The organism is Polymorphospora sp. A560, from assembly GCF_045781765.1.
GTDB classification, from domain to species: Bacteria; Actinomycetota; Actinomycetes; order Mycobacteriales; family Micromonosporaceae; genus Polymorphospora; species Polymorphospora lycopeni.
Genome location: NZ_CP122282.1, coordinates 2444063 through 2459735 on the forward strand (window position 1 = coordinate 2444063; position 15673 = coordinate 2459735).

Annotated in this window: 15 protein-coding genes and 2 pseudogenes; 7 read left to right on the plus strand and 10 right to left on the minus strand. The window is 67.6% G+C overall.

The window, feature by feature from the left end:
• Window positions 1-770 precede the first annotated feature (770 nt).
• The 3 genes from QCD66_RS11120 to QCD66_RS11130 all read left to right on the plus strand — a co-directional run bounded on the left by QCD66_RS11120 (window position 771) and on the right by QCD66_RS11130 (window position 3698).
• The gene (locus QCD66_RS11120; RefSeq protein ID WP_375736862.1) at window positions 771-1943 is read left to right on the plus strand and encodes a PP2C family protein-serine/threonine phosphatase; all 1173 of its coding nucleotides are present in this window, start codon (window positions 771-773) and stop codon (window positions 1941-1943) included.
• Window positions 1944-2658: 715 nt separating this feature from the next.
• A complete protein-coding gene (locus tag QCD66_RS11125) occupies window positions 2659-2826 on the plus strand; it encodes a hypothetical protein (protein ID WP_375736861.1) in 168 nt (55 codons plus the stop codon).
• Window positions 2823-3698, plus strand: coding sequence for an alpha/beta fold hydrolase (locus QCD66_RS11130; protein WP_375736860.1), 876 nt, complete (start codon window positions 2823-2825; stop codon window positions 3696-3698). Before QCD66_RS11125 ends, QCD66_RS11130 begins: the two co-directional genes overlap by 4 nt.
• A gap of 308 nt (window positions 3699-4006) precedes the next feature.
• Here QCD66_RS11130 and QCD66_RS11135 read toward each other — a convergent pair whose 3' ends face one another.
• The 9 genes and pseudogenes from QCD66_RS11135 to QCD66_RS11175 all read right to left on the minus strand — a co-directional run.
• Complete coding sequence (locus QCD66_RS11135; protein ID WP_375736859.1) at window positions 4007-4210, minus strand: aldo/keto reductase; 204 nt, start codon at window positions 4208-4210, stop codon at window positions 4007-4009.
• Window positions 4211-4378: 168 nt separating this feature from the next.
• A complete protein-coding gene (locus tag QCD66_RS11140) occupies window positions 4379-5398 on the minus strand; it encodes an ISL3 family transposase (RefSeq protein ID WP_375736866.1) in 1020 nt (339 codons plus the stop codon).
• A 292-nt stretch (window positions 5399-5690) separates the two neighbouring features.
• Window positions 5691-6575, minus strand: a complete 885-nt coding sequence (locus QCD66_RS11145; protein ID WP_407567109.1) for an IPT/TIG domain-containing protein — start codon at window positions 6573-6575, stop codon at window positions 5691-5693.
• A complete protein-coding gene (locus QCD66_RS11150; RefSeq protein ID WP_407567110.1) occupies window positions 6532-8793 on the minus strand; it encodes an IPT/TIG domain-containing protein in 2262 nt (753 codons plus the stop codon). Before QCD66_RS11150 ends, QCD66_RS11145 begins: the two co-directional genes overlap by 44 nt.
• A 114-nt stretch (window positions 8794-8907) precedes the next feature.
• A pseudogene (locus QCD66_RS11155) lies at window positions 8908-9003 on the minus strand (hypothetical protein); the annotation flags it as partial.
• Between the two features lie 32 nt (window positions 9004-9035).
• Entirely contained in the window at window positions 9036-10034 is a 999-nt protein-coding gene (locus QCD66_RS11160) for an IS3 family transposase (RefSeq protein ID WP_407566942.1), read from the minus strand.
• Between the two features lie 5 nt (window positions 10035-10039).
• Window positions 10040-10483, minus strand: a complete 444-nt coding sequence (locus QCD66_RS11165) for a hypothetical protein (protein ID WP_407566786.1) — start codon at window positions 10481-10483, stop codon at window positions 10040-10042.
• A gap of 27 nt (window positions 10484-10510) precedes the next feature.
• Complete coding sequence (locus QCD66_RS11170; RefSeq protein ID WP_375737171.1) at window positions 10511-10945, minus strand: YncE family protein; 435 nt, start codon at window positions 10943-10945, stop codon at window positions 10511-10513.
• 669 nt (window positions 10946-11614) lie between these two features.
• Window positions 11615-11797 (minus strand): annotated as a pseudogene (locus tag QCD66_RS11175) (XF1762 family protein); the annotation flags it as partial.
• Between the two features lie 414 nt (window positions 11798-12211).
• Here QCD66_RS11175 and QCD66_RS11180 point away from each other — a divergent pair.
• Entirely contained in the window at window positions 12212-12841 is a 630-nt protein-coding gene (locus tag QCD66_RS11180; protein WP_407567111.1) for a hypothetical protein, read from the plus strand.
• Window positions 12807-13280: a transposase gene (locus QCD66_RS11185; RefSeq protein ID WP_375737173.1), complete on the plus strand. Its 474-nt coding sequence runs from the start codon at window positions 12807-12809 to the stop codon at window positions 13278-13280. Before QCD66_RS11180 ends, QCD66_RS11185 begins: the two co-directional genes overlap by 35 nt.
• Before the next feature lie 595 nt (window positions 13281-13875).
• On the opposite strand, the gene QCD66_RS11190 is transcribed toward QCD66_RS11185, so the two are convergent.
• A complete protein-coding gene (locus tag QCD66_RS11190; RefSeq protein ID WP_375737174.1) occupies window positions 13876-14826 on the minus strand; it encodes a sigma-70 family RNA polymerase sigma factor in 951 nt (316 codons plus the stop codon).
• A gap of 85 nt (window positions 14827-14911) precedes the next feature.
• Between QCD66_RS11190 and QCD66_RS11195 the strand changes: the two genes are divergently transcribed.
• Both QCD66_RS11195 and QCD66_RS11200 read left to right on the plus strand, forming a co-directional pair.
• Window positions 14912-15208 carry a hypothetical protein gene (locus tag QCD66_RS11195; RefSeq protein WP_375737175.1) on the plus strand — a complete coding sequence of 99 codons (297 nt, stop codon included), beginning with the start codon at window positions 14912-14914 and terminating at the stop codon, window positions 15206-15208.
• Complete coding sequence (locus QCD66_RS11200) at window positions 15205-15573, plus strand: DoxX family protein (RefSeq protein WP_375737176.1); 369 nt, start codon at window positions 15205-15207, stop codon at window positions 15571-15573. Before QCD66_RS11195 ends, QCD66_RS11200 begins: the two co-directional genes overlap by 4 nt.
• Window positions 15574-15673 lie beyond the last annotated feature (100 nt).

The window sequence follows — 15673 nt, forward strand, 5'->3', positions numbered from 1 at the left end:
TTGTCATGTCCGCACCAGCCGCGCGAGTCGGTTTCGGGTGCGGGGATCGCGTAAGCGTGACCGGAGACCACCTCTCGTTCGATGGAGACAACGGTGTCCGCGCCCAGCCCAGTCGATGCGGCCGGCAGCGGGCGATCCAACGGTGTGTACGGCCCTCCCTTTCCTCAGACTTCCTCTACTCCTACTTGCTGTCCGCCGGTGTCGGAACCTCACGCGACTTCATGGCCCCGTGCACCTGCGACGGAACGGTTACTGCTAGCAGCGGAACCCTGAAATCTGACGTCGGCCCCGCCACTTCGGTGCGCCCGGGAGCATGCCTCACCCCCCGGGGTGCTGCCGTACTGAACTTCCACTTCAACTACGAGGTGCTGGTGGTGCTGTCGTTCCAACTGCGTGGCACTTCTCGTGCCGAGCAGGGCCGTGTGGCTTGTTGGCCCCTGCTCCCTCGCCTCGTCGGGGCGGGTTCGTCCGCGTCCTTTGTCGTTCCTTCGCTTTCAACCCGAGAAACCATAACCGGCGACGGCGAGCATGTCTACCAACTCACACATAGATTTTCTACAAGGACGCGCGTAGCTAGAGGCTGTCGCTACCGGGCGTGGTGGTATGTCCGTCGACCGTTACCGGCTCGCGCATCGCCTGGCTGCCCCCAAAATGTCCGGGCAGGCTGACCGCCTCCGCGGCTCAGGTACCGCCTTCTACTACGACGAGGCCTCTCATACCCTGTGCGGGTGACGACGAGCGGCTTGGGTGACGACGAACGGCTACGCCGAATGGAGGCGGTGGTCGACGCCAGCCTGTCCCAGATGGAGGTCGGTCACATGCTGACGGAACTACTCGACCGGGTACGACGAATCCTGCAGGTGGACGTCGCCACCCTCCTGCAACTCGACGCGCATGCCCAGCAGTTGGTCCAGGTCGCAGTGTCTGGGTCGGTGCACGGTGGTGGCGTCGACGTACGGGTCCCGGTCGGGCAGGGAACCGCCGGCCGCGTCCTCCGGGACCGGCTGCCGGTCGTCGTCGAGCAGGCCGAACCAGGTGAGCTGCCCGGCCTGGCTTCCGCGTCGGCACTGCGATCGCTGCTCGCAGTGCCGATGATCGCTGGCACCGACGTCATCGGCGTGCTGCAGGTCGGCGGCAGTCGTCCCCGCAAGTTCAGTAGTGACGACATCGGTCTTCTGCAACTCGCAGCAGACCGAGCCACCCAGGCCACCCAGGCCAGACTGAGCCACCTCGACCGCGCCGCCGCGCTCGCGCTGCAACGCAGCCTGCTACCGCCGCGGCTACCTACGGTCCCTGGGGTCGACCTCGCGGCCCGGTACCTTCCAGGACACGACACCGGCGTCGGCGGGGACTGGTACGACATATTCTCACTCCCGTCCGGCTGGCTAGGCGTCGTGATCGGCGACGTTGCCGGCCACGGACTACACGCCGCCGTCGTGATGGGGCGCCTACGCAGCGCGCTTCGCGCGTACGCGCTGGAATGTGCCGATCCGGCCGAGGTACTCACCCGTCTCGACCGCAAGATCCGCCATTTCGAGGCTGGTCACCTTGCGACCGCTATCTACGCCATGCTGCCGCCGGGTCGCGATTGCGTTCACCTCTCGGTGGCGGGCCATCCGCCGCCGGTCCTTGTCAGCCGGGACCGGCCGGCTGAACTGCTGTCGCTGCCGGTTGACCATCCGCTGGGCTTCGACGGCGGACGATCGCGCCGTACGACAGTGATCGACTTCCCGGACGGCGCCGTCCTGCTCTGCTACACCGACGGTCTGGTCGAACGCCGTGGGGAACTCATCGACACTGGTCTGGACCGACTGCGGGCAGCCGTCGAACCCGGCCCGGCCGAAACGGTCTGTTCCACAGTGATGACCAAACTGGTCAACCGCGAGCCGATCGACGACATCGCGCTGCTCACAATCCACCGCCAGCCAGAACAGGCAGATTAGCTACGGGGGAGCCGCGTTGAGGCGCGGATGATCTACCGACGTCCTCAGCAGACCAGCCTGAGCCATGATCGATGCCGAAGTTGGCGAGTTCGGCGACGACCACCCGCTCAGTGGCCGACCCATGCCCGTCGCCCAGAGGCTGCGTTTTGGGAACGACACAACGCCGCCCTGATCTGCCTCGCCCGACGCCGCTGCGACGTCCTGTTCGCCATGCTCCGCGACAAAGCCCACTACCAACCACGCCCCGCCGCTTGACGAACCCCATAGGGACAACCCCCTGCGCACCGAGGCCCTCGCGCCATCAGGTACGCCGGCGTGACCGTGTTTGACACCGGCCGGCCGCGCCGGTCAACCGATCGAGCTGACCGAACTGGACAACCGGCCGCACCCCTGGAGCAGCGACTGTCGTGGAGCGCCTGGGCCCTACCGAGATGCCTGTGCCGGCGATCTAGCCGCCGCCGCGACGCTCCACCAGTGGAACGCCACGGTGCTCGCCACCCCACGACTGGTTGAACACATGGTCGGCCCGCCCGTGGCGACGTGAGTGGACCTTGAGGAAGGTTGGTGCAGCGTGTCGGCTCCGGCGCCGGCCCGATCGGCAGCCTCGTTCGCGTCTGCGTCTGACATGAAGGGCGTGACGGGAAGGGGCTCCCTAAACATCCCTATAAGACCTTTAGGGTTGCGCAATAGAGTCTTTTAGAGCAGACTTCGACAGGTGTCAGTGACGGTGTTTTCCCCCGCCGAGAACATGGCCGCCATGCGCGGCCCACACCTCCGTACCGTTCGTGACTCCCAACGCCGCTGCACCGGGTTCGTGGCCGTCGGCAGCGCCGAGAACACCGTGGTCAGCCTTGTCAGCAGCTTCGCGGAGGTGGAGTGGTGACCTCGATCTACCGCTCCGACGACGCACGCCGCGCGGTCGAGGAGCGCTACCGCGTGTTCCTGGACGGCTGGCCCGTTCCGTCGACGGAGTCGGTGCTTCCCACCCGCCAGGGCGACACGTTTGTCGTTGCCTGCGGCGACGAACACGCCCCGCCGATCGTCCTTCTGCACGGTGCCGGCTTCAACTCGGCGGCCTGGCTGGGCGATGTGGAAAGTTGGGCGCGGTCGCACCGGGTGTACAGCGTCGACGTCATCGGCGAGCCCGGCCTGAGCGCACCGTCCCGGCCGTCTCCCAACTCCGACGCCTACGCAACGTGGCTCGACGATGTGTGGGACGGGCTCGGTGTCACCCAGGCGGCAGTCGTGGGCACGTCGCTGGGCGGATGGCTGGCGCTCGACTATGCCCTGCGTCGACCGGAGCGGGTCACGAAGCTCGTACTACTCGTGCCCGCCGGCATCGGGCGCCAGAGGTACGGCGCGATCATCACGTCGCTGTTCCTCATGCCGTTCGGCGAGCGTGGTCAGCGTGCGGGGATGCGGTACGTACTCGGCCCTGCCGGGGCGCCGGTCTCGGGGCCCATGGCCGCCACCTTGAAGGCCTTCGACGACTACCTGTGGCTTGTCCACAAGAGCTACCGGCCCCGGCGCGACCGGCTGCCGGTCTTCGGCGATGACCGGTTGCGTGGGCTGAATGTGCCGCTGCTGTTCATCGCCGGAGAGAAGGACCGGATACTGGACTCCCACCACAGCGCCCGCCGACTGCGTCATCTGGTCCCCGGGGCGGACGTCACCCTTGTGGCCGACACGGGCCACATCCCCACCGGATACGCCGAGACCGTCCAGCGGTTCCTGACCGGCGATGCCGGGGAGTGAAGCGGCCATCCGGGGATGACAACTGATGGCCATTCGATCGTCAGTAGTGATCACTAGCCCGCTACACGCTGACCTCGGCCGGGTAGCAGCGGGTCGCCGGACGTCTGACCACGGTGAACTGGCCGAACCGACCTCGCCGCCCACGGTTGTACCGGCTTTGGCTGCCCGCCGGCCGGTCGCGGGACCTGTCGTCAGGTGCAGCGCACGACGGCGGGCGCGCGACCGTGCAGCCCGCCGGCAGCGGACGTACGAGGTGCGTGCTGTGCGGCGGCGCCTGGACGTGGACGTCGACGCCGGCGGGTTCGGCTTCAGACTCGCCTCGACTGAGTTGCGAGGTTCTTACGGCTGTTGCCGGTGCGCGAGATGCCGAGGCCGGGGCAGGCACCGACCGTGAACTTCCTGGCGAGCACCAGGTCATCGCGATCTGCCTGGATGAACTCGCCCAGCAGTTGCTCCGACTGGCCCTCCTGGTAGGTGTCAGCCGTGTCGATGAAGTTGGCTCCCGCCTCCACGAAGCGCTCATCGACGGGATCATGGAGAAGACTCCCTATCAGGAACCCGGCCGGCGCACACGCCGCGCCTATACGCTCGCCCCCGCCGGCGAGCAGCGGAAGCTCCTCTTCATCGCATTGCGGCAGTGGGGTGCATCGCCTCCGCCGAGCAGCTGTGCGTACGGCCAGTCACGCGGGCGCCCGGCGCCGGGTCCGAGTCACGCTTGTCGAGGAGGAAGTCGCGCTCGTCGACCAGGCGGATGCGGAACTCGCCCCGGCCTCCGCCGTCAATGCGCATTGACCACCGGGATCATGCGCGCGTGGCGGGCGGCCGCCGTCGTGCAGGACGTGGATCTCGGCGTGCCGTTGCCGGGTCGTCTGGGCGCGGCGGCCCTGCCTACCATCGGTTGGCGGGCGCGGTTGCGCGACGGCTTCGGCTTCGGGCCGGTCCTTGAGGCACGGGCGGTGGGCGCGGACGACCCGGTCGACGGCTTGGGTGAGGTTGTAGAGCAGGTGGAACCGGTCGGCGACCTGGATCGCGTCCGGCGCGCCCAGCCTGGCGCCTTCGGCGTAGCCGCTGGCCCGGTCACGGCAGACCACCTCGGCGCCCGGGTGGACACGCAGCCAGTCGGCGAAGCTGTCGGCGCGGCGGTCGGGCAGCAGGTCGACAGGCCGGCCGGTGTGCATGCCGACGATGATGCTGCCGTAGTTACGTCCCTTGCGGAACGCGAAGTCGTCGACGCCGACCACCGTCACCGTGCCGATCTCGGGCACCGGCAACGCCCGGACCAGCCGCAACAGGGTTGTGCCGGACACCCCGACGGCCAGCAGGCGCGTCATCCGCGCACCCGGACGGCCTCCCAGAGCCAGCGCGATCTTCTCCAGAATGCCGCACAACAGCGGAGTACGGCGGACATACGGTGCCGTCAGATCCAGCACCTGCTCCGCGAAAGTCCGCCGGCCACAGGCGGTGTCATCGCAGAAGAACCGCCGGATATGCACCCGCAGCAGCGTCTGCCGGCCACCGATCCCCCGGGCCTGCCAGGACCCGCCGGTACCGGCTGTACACCCGCGCCGACTGTGACCCGCAGTCCGGACACCGCGCGCCACCAGCCGAAACGTCGGCATCCAGCCAGACCGACCGCCCCTCGGCACATACGCTCCTGATCCGCAGGGCCGCAAGATGAGGCAGCAGCCCTTCCAGGCCATGATCACACCGCGAACATGGCCATCCACATCGGACCAGACCCGAGCACCGGGGCCGGTCCGATTCACCAACTTCGTGCCAGAGCCAGCGGCGGGAGGCCAACCGGGTCAGGCCCGACAGCGGGTTGTCCATGGCATCACATCACCGTGGAGATTCCCGCTGGGACGGGGAAGGCTCTCATCGGCCGCCGTGCGGTGGCTGGGACCGCAGCGTGACGCTGGACGACGAGCTTGCCTTCCCCGTCCTGGTCGGGGGTGTGCGTGGTTGGTCGGGCGACGCCCTTCCTGGTGGTACCTAGTGGCAGAGGATGATCAGCGAGCTCACGACGGTGCAGCTTCGAGAGGCGCTGTCGTTGTTGGGGTTGAGGTCGACGGGTGCGCTGGCGGTGCGAGTCGCGGTGACGGTGTAGGGGATCCCGATCGTGAGCAGGCCAACCGGGACCCTGATGCTGCGGGTGACGCTGGCGCCGCTGGCCAGCGGCCCCACGGCACAGGTGACGTTACCGGCGCCGGTGGTGCAGTCGGAGCTGGTCGCCGTCATGGGGATGGGCAGCGTGGCGGTGACAGTCGCCGAGCTCAGGGTCGAGGGACCCTTGTTCGTGATGGTGATGGTGTAGTCGATGTGCCCGTTGAGCAGCCCGGGCACACCGGTGGCGGTCATAGCCACGCTCAGGTCCGCAGCCGCGTAGGTGTACTGGTTGTCGACGCTGGTGGCGCTGGTTCCGCCGATGGTCGTGGCCTGTACGTGGAGCGTTCCGATGCTTCCCGCCGGTACGACGGCCGTGCAGGAGGTGGCGGTGCAGGACACGTCGGTGGCGTTGTTCCCCGACCCGAAGGTGATGGTGGCGCCGGCCAGGTCGGTCCCGGTGATCGTGACCGTGTTACCGCCGGCCGGTGGGCCCGTGTTGGGGCTGACCGCGGTGATGGTGGGTGCCGGCACGTAGGTGTACTGGTTGTCGACGCTGGTGGCGCTGGTTCCGCCGATGGTCGTGGCCTGTACGTGGACGTCGCCAGCGTTTCCGGTCGGAGCGACGGCCGTGCAGGAGGTGGTGGTGCAGGACACGTCGGTGGCGTTGTTCCCCGACCCGAAGGTGATGGTGGCGCCGGCCAGGTCGGTCCCGGTGATCGTGACCGTGTTACCGCCGGCTGCGGGGCCAGCGTCGGGGTGGATCGCGGTCACCACAGGCACCGGCACGTAGGTGTACTGGTTGTCGACGCTGGTGGCGCTGGTTCCGCCGGGCGTGGTGACTTGCACGTGAACGTCGCCAGCGTTTCCGGTCGGAGCGACAGCGGTGCAGGAGGTGGTGGTGCAGGACACGTCGGTGGGCGTTGTTCCCCGACCCGAAGGTGATGGTGGCGCCGGCCAGGTCGGTCCCGGTGATCGTGACCGTGTTACCGCCAGCCAGTGGGCCAGCATTGGGGCTGACCGCAGTGACGGTCGGCGCCGACACGTACGTGTACCGGTCAGCGTCGCTCGTAGCACTGGTCCCACCGGGCGTGGTCACCTGCACGTGAACCTCGCCCGCGCTTCCGGCCGGAGCCACAGCCGTACACAGGGTCGCCGTGCAGGACACATCGGTGCCGTTGTTACCGGACCCGAACGTGACCGCAGTCGCACCGGCCAGGTCGGTGCCGGTGATCGTGACCGTGTTACCGCCGGCCGTGGGGCCAGCGTCGGGGGTGACTGCGGTAACGGTGGGCACCGGCACGTAGGTGTACTGGTTGTCGACGCTGGTGGCGCTGGTTCCGCCGATGGTCGTGGCCTGTACGTGGACGTCGCCAGCGTTTCCGGTCGGAGCGACGGCCGTGCAGGAGGTGGCGGTGCAGGACACGTCGGTGGCGTTGTTCCCCGACCCGAAGGTGATGGTGGCGCCGGCCAGGTCGGTCCCGGTGATCGTGACCGTGTTACCGCCAGCCAGTGGGCCCGTGTTGGGGCTGACCGCTGTGACGGTCGGCGCCGACACGTAGGTGTACCGGTCGGCGTCGCTGGTGGCGCTGGTTCCGCCGGGCGTGGTGACCTGTACGTGGACGTCGCCAGCGTTTCCGGCCGGAGCCACAGCCGTACACAGGATCGCCGTGCAAGACACATCGGTGGCGTTGTTCCCCGACCCGAACGTAATACCGGTGGCACCGGCCAGGTTGGTGCCGGTGATCGTCACCGTGTTACCGCCAGCTGCGGGGCCAGCATTGGGGCTGACCGCAGTCACCACGGGCGAATCGTTGTAGGTGTACTGGGCGCTGCCGCTCGTCCCGCCCGCAGTGGTGACCCGCACCTGCACCGTGCCCGTGCCGGGTGGAGCCACGGCGGTGCACGAGGTCGCCGTACACGACACGTCGGTGGCGGTGTTCCCGGGCCCGAACGTGATGGCGGTGGCGTCGGCGAGGTTGGTGCCGGTGATCGTCACCGTGGTGCCACCTGTCGTGGGACCGCGGTCGGGGTGGATCGCGGTCACGACGGGCGGGGGCAGGTAGGTGTACCGGTCGGCGTCGTTTGTAGCGCTGGTTCCGGTCGGCGAGATCACCTGCACGTGCACCGTGCCCGCTGGTCCCGCGGGGGCCGTCACACTGCACGAGGTCGCTGTGCAGACGAGGTCCGTGGCCCGGCGGCCGGGTCCAAAGGTGACCTCGGTGGCGTCTTCGAGGTCGGTGCCGGTGATCGTCACCGTGGTTCCGCCGGCGACCGGGCCGCTGCTGGGGCTGACGCTGGTGACCACCGGGACGGGTAGGTGGGTGTACTGGCCGGCGGCGACAGTGCCACCAGGAGTGCTCAGCTGGAGGTCCACGACACCCAGCGGGCCGGGTGGGGCGGTCGCGCTGCACGATGTGGTGGTGCACGACACCCCGCTGGCCGGCCCTGCGGCCCCGAAGGTGATCGTCGCCTTGTTGAGCCTGTTGCCGGTGACGGTTACGGTGTTGCCGCCCGTGACTGGACCGCTGCTCGGCTCGACACCGGTCACCACCGGCGCGGACCAGGGAAACGCGGCGATCGTCGAGGGGAGTACTCCGTTCAGCGGGTACCAAGAGACAACCGCGTTGGTTGCGGTGTCGATCACGTACATTCTGGGGCTGAATCTGCTGATGGCGTAGACGTGGGCGCCGTCGGGGGTCAGCGTGAGAGCTGTCATGTAGGCGCCGGTGCCGATGGTGGCTACGACCGTTCTGGTGGCGGTGTCGATGACCGAGACACTGCTGCCAGAGTCGTTGGCGACGTACGCATAGGCTCCGTCCAGGCCGAAGACCACATCGCTGGGTTGGCCGCCCACGGCAATGGTGGCTACGCCGGTGTTGGTGGTGGTGTCGATGACTGACACATAGTTGTAGCCGGAGTTGGTGACGAAGAGGAGGTTGGGGCTGCTCGGGCTGAACGCCAGTCCGCGTATCCCGGAGGTGTAGCCCATGTCGATGGTGGCAATGATCGTGTTGGTTGTGGTGTCGATCCCCCAAAGCCGTCCGCCGGTGTCAGGGGCGTAGAGGCGTGTGCCGTCCGGGCTTACCGCCAAGCTGACCGAGACACTACTCGGGGCACCCACGCCGGTGATGGTGCCGGTCACCGCGTTGGTGGCGGTGTTGATCACAGAAATGGTCTGACCCCTGGCGACGTAGAGGCGTGTGCCGTCCGGGCTGAACGGTAGTTGTCAAGTCAAACTGAGACGGTCTGTTCCTTCTGGGTCGGCTGGTTGATCCAGGCCTGGTCGGGCAGTTTCGGTGCGCGCGGCCGGCGGTTGAACCGGTCCGGGTGGGCGGCGTGGGCCGCGTCGAGGGCGCGTTGGCGTTGCTCACGGATTTGCTCGGCGGTGCCGTAGTGCACCGACGCCGGAGTGTGCCAGCCGATCCCGGAATGCCGATGCTCGTGATTGTAGGCGGTGAAGAAGGCGTCACAGAAGGCTCTCGCGTCAGCGAGGGATCCGAACCTATCCGGGAAGTCCGGCACGTATTTCATCGTCTTGAACTGAGCTTCGGAGTACGGGTTGTCGTTCGAGGTCCGAGGCCGGGAATGCGAACGTAGGACTCCGAGGTCGACGAGCATTTCCGATACCGGCTTCGACACCATGGCGCCGCCACGGTCGGCGTGGATGGTGTGCGGCTCGATCCCGTTACGGCTGATCGCGTCGGCCAGGAAGTCACGGGCCACGATCGCGTCCTCACCGGCGGCGACGAGCCAGCCGGTGACGTAACGTGAGTAGATGTCAATAACGACGTAACATCTGTACCAGACGCCTTTGACGGGTCCTTTCAACGCGGTGATGTCCCAGGACCACACCTGACCGGGCCCGGTCGCGACCAGCTCTGGACGCACCCGGGGTGGATGAGTCGCCAGCCGGCGTCGTTCCCGGCTCTGCCCGGCCGCCCGGGCGATGCGATACATCGTGGACATCGAGCAGTGGTACCTGCCCGCATCGAGTTCCCGGGCCCAGACCTGCGGGATCGCCAGGTCGGCGTATACCGGCGAGTTCAACACCGCCAGCACCCGGTCACGTTCGGCCGTGCTGAGCGCTTGCGGCGGCGGGGTCCGCGGCAGCCACGGCCCGTGCCGCGGTCCGACCGGCTTCGCCCGCCGATAGTAGGTCGCCCGCGAGGTCCCAGTCAGCGCGCACGCCCGCTGCACCGAGATATCCGCGTCGCGCAACTCGCCGAACACGGCGGTCAGGATCTCTTCGGCGGGCTGTCGTCGTCCGCGCTCTCGGAGAGTTCTTCCAAGAGCGCGTGCGCTTTTCCCATAATATCCAACGCCATACGGGTCTTCTTCAGATCCGCCTGCAGTTTCTCGTTCTGCCGGCGCAGCTTCTCCAATTCGATCTGTTCCGCGGACTTCTTCACTCGCGCCCCGGCCACAGTCGTGGCGGCGTCCGTTTTCTCGGCGCCTCCGTTGCCGAGTTGCCCGGCGTCGCGGGCTCGCGTCCATTCAATGATGTGCGATGAGTACAAGCCCTCCCGGCGCAGGATCGCGCCTTTCTCCCCGTTCGCGGCGCTCTCGTACTCGGCGACCATCGCGAGCTTGTACTCCGGGCTGAAAACCCGCCGCGACGGCTTCGGCGCCGGATCAGCCCCGCCACCGGACGCCGACTCCTTGCCAGATGAAGTGGACACGTACACAAGGATCTCCGATCCCCGCCCTCAGGTCAGCACCCCACTCACACGGGGTGTCTCACACCATCTTGACCAAGTGGGGAACGCCAGGCTGCTGGCATAGTTTCCGACGTCGACGTTGGCGATGACCCTGTCCGTGGCCGTGTCGATCACCAACATGTCTTGCCCAGACTTGGTGACGTAGGCGCGGGTGCCGTCAGGGGTGACGGCCATCCTCGCGGCCGTGGTGCCGGTCGGGATCGAGCCCATGATGGTGCCGTCGATCATGTCGACGACCAGCACCCGGGCTCCGGCGGTGGACGAATCGAGGATGTAGGCGATCGCTGGCACCGTCCCGGCCGCGCGAGCCGGGCTCGTCACCATCACCAGACCGAGCACGGTGAGCGCAATGGCGAGAACGGCTGCGGTGATGCGGCGGCGTGGCCTGTCAGGTGGGCGGCGATACGGGTTGTTCGAGGACATCTTGGATCCCTTCGTTTCACGCTGAGGATTATCGACTCTGTCGCACAAACAGAACTCAGCCCCTATTTGTCTATAGGCTTGCACCAATAAATTGCCTCGGCTGACCCGCGACTTGAACCGCCGCGCTCGTTCAGCGGGCCCGTGCGGCCAGTTCGACCCGTGGGAGACCATCTCCGGCGCGAGTGCCGCTGTCGCTGCCGGGACGGCGGCGCGCGTCGCGGACCTCGTCAGGAAAGACCGCAGCCACGCCCAGACATGCGCCAACGGCACCGAGCAGCGCCCTCCCGGGGCGTCCGGCTTCACGCTCGCCCGGCCTGGCGAGCCTGGCGGGCGCACACGGCGCCGAGGGTGCGCACGGCCGGCGTCAAGTCTTTTTGCTGCCCGCGGCACCCATGCCCCCAAACGTGACAGTCACAATGATCGATTGCTGACTTGGAACAAAATACCTGGATTGATCGACCCGCGGAAATACCCCCGCGTGTACTCCCCCTCACACCCGCCGAAACCTGTCCATAACAAGGATTCGAAAGAAGCCCTGGTCACATGCGCGCACCCCGACAATTCGCACCCGTCCAACAGGGCCAATACCCGGATGTCCGAAACCGGACCGTTGCGGGTATGCCGGTTGGTCAATCTGCGCGTCCCATGGGTCTGCCAGTAGCCCGCGTCTCATGGGTTCGCACGCACTTTTGGTTTTACGCGGTCTGCGCCGTTCGACGTACGGGGTCGGCTCGGCCTGTCCCAGCCCGGGCTTGCGGGCAGATCGGCCACGGCGGTCCAGCCGGCGGCTCGAAGGCTGGTGCCGGGCTCATCGGCGCGGGTATAGGTGACCATCCGCTGGTAGCCCATGTGCCGAGCGACTCGACCTCGCCCTCAGGGACCTTCCGGCGCTGACCGACGGGCCGGAGCCGGCCAGCCGGTAGGTCACGCCGGGCTGGGCCGGCAGGCAAGGGCATCCTCGATGCCGGACTGGGCGTGCGTCAAGCCGCCAGCGACCAGGGAACTCTTGAACGGGCCCCAATGTCGGGTGGCCCGCACGACTTTGCGTGTACCCGACGGTCGAGCGACTCAAAGGGCTGGAGTCGAGCTCACCCAGGATGCGATCGACCCGGGCCATGACCATCTGCGACCCGCGGCATCCTGATCCACTCCGCTGATGCAGCAGCTCCTTGCGTATATCGCGGTGGCGATCGAACCGTGAGCGATAGTCCGGACAGCGAACTGCGGCCCCGACCGGCCGGCGCCGGCTCGGCCGACATCGCGGCGTTGGAGGCCGCGTTCGCCAGGCTGTTCGCCGAGCACCGGGCTCTTGCCGAGCATCTCTGGCAGCGCCACGCGGTCTCAGAGTCGGCGGCCGGCGGCAGGTCCCGGAAACGGGCCATCCCACCCGGCCGGATCTCCGCCGGCCGGCCCGGACGGCCGAGAATGTCGATCATAAAGGTCTTCGGGAGGTCGCCGTCCGGGCCCCGGCAGGCCGCAGCGTGGGTGGTGGTGCTGCTCGCCGTCGCCGCGTTGGCCTGGCTGCTCCTCGGTGCCTCGTACGCCCTGGCGAGCCCGGTCTGGTGGCTAATCGCGATCGTGCCGTGCTGTGTGTTGCTCATGTGGCCGTTCTCGCTCTACCGGCTGAGCGAGGAACGCACCGGTCCGAGTTGGGTGGCGTTCGGCTTTGCCTTCGTGCTGATGGTGACCGCGGCCGCGGTTCCTGCCGTGCGCTACATGAGGGCCGTCGGCGTCCCGGTCACCGCCACGGTCCACGACATCAGCTGCTTCAGCAAGAGCAGGAACAGCAGCGTGATGTTCCCCGGGTTCGGTGGAGTCGGGTTGGTTGACTCGTCAGGCTTCTCACTCGTTGAGGAGAGACGTGTCGAGGAGATACCCACCCGAGTTTCGTCGTAAGGTCCTTGATCTGCTTAAGGCCGGCCGGTCGGTCGCGGAGCTGGTCCGGGACCTGGAGATCAGTGATCAGACGATCTACAACTGGCGCCGCCAGGAGCTGATCGACACCGGCCAGATGCCCGGTGTCACCTCCGCCGACCAGGCGGAGCTGGTCGCCGCCCGGCGGCGTATCGCCGAGCTGGCCGTGCATCGACGCGCGGCCGAGCTGCTCAAGGAGGTGGTGCCCCCAAAAGACCGGTACGCGGTCATCAAGCAGATGGCTGCTGAAGGGCTGCCCGTCGAGGTCTGCTGCCGGGTGCTGCAGGTATCCGCCTCCGGGTACTACGCCTGGCGTGACCGGCCACCATCGGCGCTGGCGCTGCGTCAGGTATGGCTGACCGAGCAGACCCGCGCGGTGCACCTCGCCTCGCGCGGCAGGCTTTCGTTGAGATCCCTATGACCTGCCTGACCGCCGGTCGGATGCGTTGTTCGAGCTTGCGGACGTGCAGTCGTGGGCTGACGGACTGGTGGCCAGTTTGGTTGGATTGTCCTTGGTGAGTCGGCGGTAGCGGAGTGGGGCGTAGCCGAGGTCGGCGAAGGCATGGAAGTGGTCGGCTTTGCGTTCGTAGAGGCGTACGAGTCGGCGGTTGTTCTGTAGCCAGGCCAGGAAGGATGCGTCGATCCGCCGGTGCCGGCCGAGCCGCTGCGACGACTCCACGCCCTTGCGGGCGATGCTGCGGATCTAAACGACGTTGTCGACCCGGTCGGGCCGAGGCCACGTGCGCAGGTGTGCGGTCATGATGGCGGGTGCCAGCGCGGTGACCATGATCAATGAGGCGCCCAGGCGCCCCGCAGGTAAGCAGGTCCGCTCCGGTGATCGTGCTCCCGGTGCTGGGGTGAGTCGATCATCTCGATGTGCGTGGGCGCCAACCTCGTCAACGGGCAGCCGGTCACTTGGCAGCTCCTCGCCGCGGCGATGCGAGATCAGGCAGGTTCAGGTGGGGTGGCGGCGCTGGCGCCGCAAGATAGGTGTCTATATCGGTTGACTTCAGTTGCTACCGCAGCGACCTCGCCGTGATTCCTGAGCCAGGCATGGTGTGACTGTGGGGTTGGGCCTCGACACCACCGGGTGCAAGAGAGGAGGTGCTGGTGGCGCGCCTCGGGTGCACCTCGTCGGTTCGCTTCAGCCGAGCGATCTCGATCCGGGCGATGCTGTCGCCCTTGAACTCGAAGGTGACGGCCGCAAGGGGGTGACCGCCGGGGGCGATGACGACGGCGGCGGTGCCGTTGACGAGCATCGGGATGCTCGCGTGTACCCGGTCGGTGAAGTACCGGGTTTCTTCTGCTACGGCGTGATTCCCGACGACTTCGATGGCGCCGCCCTCGGGGAGCACGGCCGGGTCAGCGGTCCGGACGACGTCGGGGGCCATCAGCGTGATGAGCGTGTCGATATGTCCTCCGCGGGCGGCGGCGAGGAAGGCGTCGACGATCCGCCAGTGGCCCGATGTTTGCGCGGGCTCGTCGGCGGATGCCGGATCTGTTCCGGCAAGGCGTTGCCGTGCACGGCTGGCCAACTTCTTCGCGTTCGTCGGTGTCGTGTCCAGCACGACGGCGATCTCGCCGAACGGCGCGCGGAAGAGGTCGTGCAGCACGTAGGCCACCCTCTGGGCGGGGGTGAGTTGGTTGAGCAGCACCATGAGTGCCCGGGATACGTCTTCGCGGCGTAGGAACTTCTCGTCCGCAGCGAGCTTATCGCTGGGAAGCATGTCGGCGAATAGCGGCATCTCTGCCCGCCGCTGACGGGAGCGCAGCTGGTCGAGACACAGACGTGCGGTCACTGTCGTGAGCCACGCGGCGGGCGTCTGAACCTGCGCGTGGCTCGCGGCTTGGGCGCGTACCCAGGTGCTCTGGACGGCGTCCTCGGCGTCCTCGAGGGACCCGAGGATCCGGTGGGCAAGGGAGAGGAGTCGAGGGCGTGCTGCCTCGAACTCGTCGGTCAACTCCACGGGGGTGGTCACCTTTCGGGCGTGCCGGGCGTCATGACGGGCGGCGAACCAGACAACGACAGACCCCGCACGGAGGAGACCCATCATGAGCGTACAGATCGTCCAGTTCCGGACCGACCCCCGCCGGGTCGGTGAGGTCGAGGAAGCGATCGGGAAGTTGTTTGCCGCCGTCGAGGAGGCGGCGCCCGCGGGCATCGAGTACACGGCGGCCCGTGTCGGCGACAGCTCACAGTTCCTGCTCACGCTCACCCTTCCTGATGACACCGCCAACCCGCTGCTGGAAATCCCGGAGGCGGGAGCGTTCCGTGGCCGGGTCGGTGAGTGGGCAGGGGGACCGGTGCCGCCGGTGACGCTTCACGTCATCGGGCGGTACGCCGCGTGAGCGACGTTGTCGAGACGATGCTGGTAGCCGTCACGGTTGCGTGTGTCGTGGCCAACGTCTTCATCGTCGTAGCGGACCTGTCCCGAGCCGGGTTCGTCCTCGCGAACTCGGCCGAGGTCGGACTGCGGCCGGAGATACTGCCGTATCTCGCGGCGCTCAAGGGCGCCGGCACCCTTGGCCTGCTGATCGGCCTGACCGGCATCGCGCCGCTCGGGTTCGCGGCCGCAACTGGGCTGGTCCTGTTCTACCTGTGCGCGGTCGGGGCTCACGTACGGGCATCGGTCTTCCACAACATCGCGTTTCCGATGCTCTTCTTGGCGCTGGCCGGGGGCGCGGTCACCCACTTCGCGCTGGTCGCCGGGTAACGGTCCGCAGCCGCGGCGAAGCATCGACGCGGTGGCCGATGCCACCGTCCCTGTATCGGCCTGTACGCGGCGATCCGGCGCGATGCTCGTACCGGAATGC

Bases quoted from the DNA above. Each gene is read 5' to 3' on its own strand.
- QCD66_RS11120 (WP_375736862.1), top strand. From the start codon at position 771: ATGGAGGCGGTGGTCGACGCCAGCCTGTCCCAGATGGAGGTCGGTCAC.
- QCD66_RS11140 (WP_375736866.1), bottom strand. From the start codon at position 5,398: ATGGCCTGGAAGGGCTGCTGCCTCATCTTGCGGCCCTGCGGATCAGGA.
- QCD66_RS11150 (WP_407567110.1), bottom strand. From the start codon at position 8,793: ATGGGCTACACCTCCGGGATACGCGGACTGGCGTTCAGCCCGAGCAGC.
- QCD66_RS11170 (WP_375737171.1), bottom strand. From the start codon at position 10,945: ATGTCCTCGAACAACCCGTATCGCCGCCCACCTGACAGGCCACGCCGC.
- QCD66_RS11195 (WP_375737175.1), top strand. From the start codon at position 14,912: ATGAGCGTACAGATCGTCCAGTTCCGGACCGACCCCCGCCGGGTCGGT.